Consider the following 4,822-nt stretch of genomic DNA (forward strand, 5'->3'; position numbering starts at 1 on the left):
GCTTTTGATTTTCACCACTCATCAGGCCGAGCGTTAGCTCGCCTTCAGCTTTTGATCTGAGCGCCCCCTCGAGAGGCCGAGTGGAGGTTCTGCGCAGTGGGCAACCCGGCATGGATGCCGGGTTAGCCGCCCCCGGCCATGGATGGCCGATGGCGGCGGGCCCACGGAGCAGGACCGGAGCGAGGGCATGCCGAGCCACAGCGAGGCACCGAACGAAAGGGGCAAAAGCGCTTGGTTACTTGGCGCTTCTCCAAGTGACTCGCCGTAAGGGCGAAACCAATAGCCGCCATCACCGCAGCAACGGATATGCCCCCCAACAAACCCATCCCCCCATCAGCCAGAAATCCATGCGCCCGAGAGGTACCTCCTTGGAGGAATAGGCTCATCACGGATTCCGGTTCAGGCTTGGGCCCATACCCTCATCTACGGGAAAACCTGGACATGGCCCATCTGGCGCAACGCACATTTGAACCCCTGAACATTGCCGTGCTGACCATCAGCGATACACGCACCTTCGACACCGACACCTCGGGACAGACCCTGACCGATTTGCTGCAAACCGCCGGGCATGTATTGATCGATCGTGACCTGGTCAAGGACGATATCTATCAAATCCGCGCAACCGTTTCCCGGTGGATCGCCGACCCCGAAGTACAAGTTGTGCTGATGACCGGCGGCACCGGTTTCACCGCTCGCGACAACACGCCGCAAGCTGTCCTGCCGCTGCTGGACAAACACGTGGAAGGCTTCGGCGAATTGTTCCGCCAGGTGTCCCTGGAGGAAATCGGCATGTCCAGCCTGCAATCCCGGGCACTGGCCGGCATGAGCAACGGCGTGCTGGTGTGCTGCGTGCCCGGTTCGCCCGGTGCCTGCCGGACGGCCTGGAACAAGATCCTGCTCGAACAACTGGACAGTCGCACCGGCCCCTGCAATTTCGCCCCGCATTTGAAACCTCAGGCCCAACGCAACATTGATGCCTGCGAGACACGCTCATGACCGGCCGGGTGTGCGACCTCGGCAACCTGATGCCGGTGGACGAGGCCATCAGCCGCCTGCTCGATCAGGCACCGCCGCCGCCCCTGGTGCAAATGATCCGCCTGGATCAAGCGATGGGACGCGTGCTGGCAGCGGATATTCATTCCCCAGTGAACCTGCCGGCCTGGGACAACAGCGCCATGGACGGTTACGCCTTCAGGGCCGTCGACCTGCCCGAGGAGGGTGGCTGGCTGTTGATCGGCGGGCGAATTGCGGCGGGGGATCAGGCGTGCGCACCGTTGCTCGCGCAACAAGCGGTGCAGATTTTTACCGGTGCACCCTTGCCTCCGGGCGCCGACACCGTCGTGCCGCAAGAGCGTTGCCGGGTCGACGGCGAGCGTGTCTGGTTGCCGCCCGCAAGCGTTGGCGATCACGTGCGCAAAGAGGGTGAAGAAGTTCGTCGCGGGCACCTGCTGCTCAAGGCGGGAAAGCGCCTGCGCGCACAGGAAATCGGGTTGCTGGCCGGCGCCGGAATTGCGCGGATCGAAGTCTATCGACCGTTGCAGGTGTGTTTGCTCAGCAGCGGCAATGAACTGCGCGAGCCGGGCGATCCCTTGGCGCCGGGGCAAATCTACAACAGCAATCGCTACTGCCTGGCGGAGCTGTTGCGTGGATGGGGCGTCGAGGTGCATGACTACGGCGTGATGGCCGATGAGCTGGCGGCCAGTCGGCACGCCTTGTGCCTGGCGTCGTCGGAATGCGACCTGTTGCTGAGCAGCGGCGGCGTTTCGGTCGGCGAGGAAGATCATCTCAAGCACGCCATCGAGGAACTGGGCAGCATCGATTTCTGGCGCATCGCCATGCAGCCGGGCAAACCGCTGGCCTTCGGCGAAGTGGCGGGCAAACCGTGGATCGGCGTGCCCGGCAATCCTTCGGCGGCGCTGATTACCGCGTTGGTGGTGGTGCGACCGTTCTTGCTCCGGGCCCAGGGTATGACGGACGTGATGCCACGGCCACTGGCCGTGCCCGCCGGGTTCGACTGGTTGCAACGCAACAAGCGTCGGCAATACCTGCGAGCCAGGTTGACGCCCGGCGCAGACGGCCAGTTGAGCGTGGAACTGCACCCTCAGCAAAGCTCGGCGATGTTGACGGCCGCGTGCTGGGCTGACGGGCTGGCAGTGATCGACTGCGAGCAGCAAGTGCTCAAGCACGACAACGTGATGTTCCTGTCCTTTGCCGACCTGATGCAGTGAGGGCAATTGATTGCCGTCAAGGCAGTGCCTGCCGGTCTGGCTAGACTGGCAGCGCCGCTTTTTTCATGAGGATTACCCATGCAACTGGTCTGCCCGGCAGGGAACCTGCCTGCGCTCAAAGCGGCGGTGCGCCAAGGCGCCGATGCCGTGTATGTCGGCTTTCGCGATGACACCAACGCCCGGCATTTCGCGGGGCTGAACATGGACGACAAACAGTTCGACGCCGCCGTCGCCCACATCCGTCAGCATCAACGCAAACTCTATGTCGCCGTCAACACCTACCCGCAACCCAAGGGCTGGGAGCGCTGGCAGCGGGCGGTGGACCGTGCTGCCGATTTCGGTGTGGATGCGCTGATCGCCGCCGACCCCGGGGTGCTCAACTATGCCAGCCAGCGCCATCCGCAACTGGCGTTGCACCTCTCGGTCCAGGGCTCGGCGACCCACGCCGCCGCGCTGGCGTTTTACGCGCAGCGCTACGATATTCGGCGCGCCGTGCTGCCACGGGTGTTGTCATTGGCGCAGGTGCGCCAGGTGGCGGCCAGCAGTCCGGTGCCCATTGAAGTCTTCGGCTTCGGCAGCCTGTGCATCATGGCCGAAGGGCGTTGCCACCTGTCGTCCTACATCACCGGCGAGTCACCGAACCTGTGCGGCGTCTGTTCGCCGGCCAAGGCGGTGCGCTGGAGCGAGGACGCCGAAGGGTTGAGCGCACGGCTCAGTGAAGTCCTGATCGACCGCTACACCCCCGACGAACCGGCCGGTTACCCGACCTTGTGCAAAGGCCGTTTCCTGGTCGACGGCAAACGCTTTCATGCCCTGGAAGAACCCACCAGCCTCGACACCCTGGACCTGCTGCCGGAGCTGACGGCCATCGGCGTCGAAGCCGTGAAAATCGAAGGCCGCCAACGCAGCCCGGCCTACGTCGAGCAAGTCACCCGGGTCTGGCGCGCCGCGCTGGATGCCCATCGCGGCGCGCCGGGCGCTTTTCGGGTCAAGGAAGAATGGCGTCAGGTGCTGGCCGGTTTGTCCGAGGGCAGCCAGACCACCCTGGGTGCTTATCATCGATCATGGCAATGAGGGGACGCGACATGAAGCTCAGCCTGGGACCGGTCCTGTTTTATTGGGACAAGGAGCAACTCAGCAACTTTTACGCCGAGATGTCGGCCATGCCCCTGGACGTGATTTACCTGGGGGAAACCGTGTGCTCGAAACGCCGGGCCTTTTCACTGGATCAGTGGTTGGGACTGGGACGCGAGTTACAGGAGTGCAGCCGGGCGCAGTTGGTGATCTCCAGTTTGACGCTGATCGAAGCGGCGTCGGAACTTTCCAGCCTGCGCCGCCTGTGCGACAACGGCCAACTGTTGGTGGAGGCCAATGACATGGGCGCGGTGCAGTTCCTCGCCGAGCGCCAGTTGCCGTTCGTGGGTGGCCCGGCCCTCAACCTGTACAACGGCCACTCGTTGGCGCAACTGCTCGACTGCGGAATGACCCGCTGGGTGCCGCCCGTGGAGTGTTCGGCGGCGCTGATCCGCGACGTGATCGGGCAGGTCCGTGAACTTGGGCGTGCGGTGCCGGAAGTTGAAATTTTTGCCTATGGGCACTTGCCCCTGGCCTATTCCGCCCGCTGTTTCACGGCCCGCGCGGAAAACCGGCCCAAGGACGACTGCCAGTTTTGCTGCATCAACTACCCCGACGGCATGGCGTTGACCAGCCAGGAAGGGCAGCCACTGTTTACCCTCAACGGTATTCAGACCATGTCGGCCGAAGTCACCAATTTGCTCGCCGATTATTCCGGGCTGGTGGACTGCGGCGCCGATCTGTTGCGCCTGAGCCCGCGTGCGCAGGGCATGGCTGAGGTGATTGACAGTTATCAGCGGGTTCGTTCGGGCGAGATGCCGCCGTTGTTTGTCGAAGGGTGCAATGGCTACTGGCATGGCCAGGCCGGCATGCTGCGCGTCGAGGAGGTTGGCCTGTGCTGAACCGAAAAAAGTGGCTGCTCAAAGGTGCCGACCGGTTGTTGCCGCTGGTGCGTCGGGTGCCGTTTGCCGTGCAGCGCCTGGCGTTGCAGCAGGCGCTCAATCGTTGCCTCGCCGAGCCGTTGCGTGATGGCGAGTTTGAGGTGTTGCGCGGGCGTTGGTTGTGTTTGCGGATTCCGGATCTGGGGTTGTCCTGGTACTTGACGCTCAATCGTCAGGGGTTGCGGATTGCTGAGCATGCTACGGCGGCGGTGACTATCAGCGGGAACTGGCGTGAGTTTTTACTGTTGGCCAGTCGTCAGGAGGATCCGGACACGCTGTTTTTTCGTCGGCGTCTGGTGATTGAGGGCGACACAGAATTGGGGTTGGCGTTGAAGAATTTGATCGACAGTCTTGATCCTGATGTGTTGCCGGTCTGGTTGTGGCGGAATCTGGAGCGGGCGGGGAAGGGGCTGGCGGCGGGGTGACCTGTAGGAGCCGGCTTGCTGCGGGCGGCGTTCCGACGATGGCTTTATGTCGGGCGCCGAATTTTTTCAGGTGTACATATCCATTACTTCGGTAACGGCGGCTATTGGTTTCGCCCTTACGGCGAGGCCCTTTTTCAAACACCAAAAAGGAACC

Annotated in this window: 5 protein-coding genes; all 5 read left to right on the forward strand. The window is 63.0% G+C overall.

Annotated elements, in window-relative coordinates; translation table 11 throughout:
* Nucleotides 1-441 precede the first annotated feature (441 nt).
* The 5 genes from moaB to KGB27_RS30915 all read left to right on the forward strand — a co-directional run bounded on the left by moaB (nt 442) and on the right by KGB27_RS30915 (nt 4,668).
* A complete protein-coding gene (gene moaB / locus KGB27_RS30895) occupies nt 442-996 on the forward strand; it encodes a molybdenum cofactor biosynthesis protein B (protein ID WP_008034780.1) in 555 nt (184 codons plus the stop codon).
* Nucleotides 993-2,228: a gephyrin-like molybdotransferase Glp gene (gene glp / locus KGB27_RS30900; RefSeq protein WP_223557359.1), complete on the forward strand. Its 1,236-nt coding sequence runs from the start codon at nt 993-995 to the stop codon at nt 2,226-2,228. Before moaB ends, glp begins: the two co-directional genes overlap by 4 nt.
* Before the next feature lie 78 nt (nt 2,229-2,306).
* Nucleotides 2,307-3,302: a peptidase U32 family protein gene (locus KGB27_RS30905; protein ID WP_008034782.1), complete on the forward strand. Its 996-nt coding sequence runs from the start codon at nt 2,307-2,309 to the stop codon at nt 3,300-3,302.
* Between the two features lie 11 nt (nt 3,303-3,313).
* Nucleotides 3,314-4,204 carry a U32 family peptidase gene (locus KGB27_RS30910; protein ID WP_192226468.1) on the forward strand — a complete coding sequence of 297 codons (891 nt, stop codon included), beginning with the start codon at nt 3,314-3,316 and terminating at the stop codon, nt 4,202-4,204.
* On the forward strand, nt 4,198-4,668 hold the full coding sequence (locus KGB27_RS30915; protein WP_192226470.1) for an SCP2 domain-containing protein: 471 nt from the start codon (nt 4,198-4,200) through the stop codon (nt 4,666-4,668). The genes KGB27_RS30910 and KGB27_RS30915 overlap by 7 nt, the downstream gene beginning before the upstream one ends.
* Nucleotides 4,669-4,822: the final 154 nt, after the last annotated feature.

It is taken from the genome of Pseudomonas sp. BF-R-01 (assembly GCF_019946615.1).
GTDB classification, from domain to species: domain Bacteria; phylum Pseudomonadota; class Gammaproteobacteria; order Pseudomonadales; family Pseudomonadaceae; genus Aquipseudomonas; species Aquipseudomonas migulae.

Coding starts and splice junctions, on each gene's coding strand:
- KGB27_RS30905 (WP_008034782.1), top strand. CDS start 2,307: ATGCAACTGGTCTGCCCGGCAGGGAACCTGCCTGCGCTCAAAGCGGCG.
- glp (WP_223557359.1), top strand. CDS start 993: ATGACCGGCCGGGTGTGCGACCTCGGCAACCTGATGCCGGTGGACGAG.
- moaB (WP_008034780.1), top strand. CDS start 442: ATGGCCCATCTGGCGCAACGCACATTTGAACCCCTGAACATTGCCGTG.
- KGB27_RS30910 (WP_192226468.1), top strand. CDS start 3,314: ATGAAGCTCAGCCTGGGACCGGTCCTGTTTTATTGGGACAAGGAGCAA.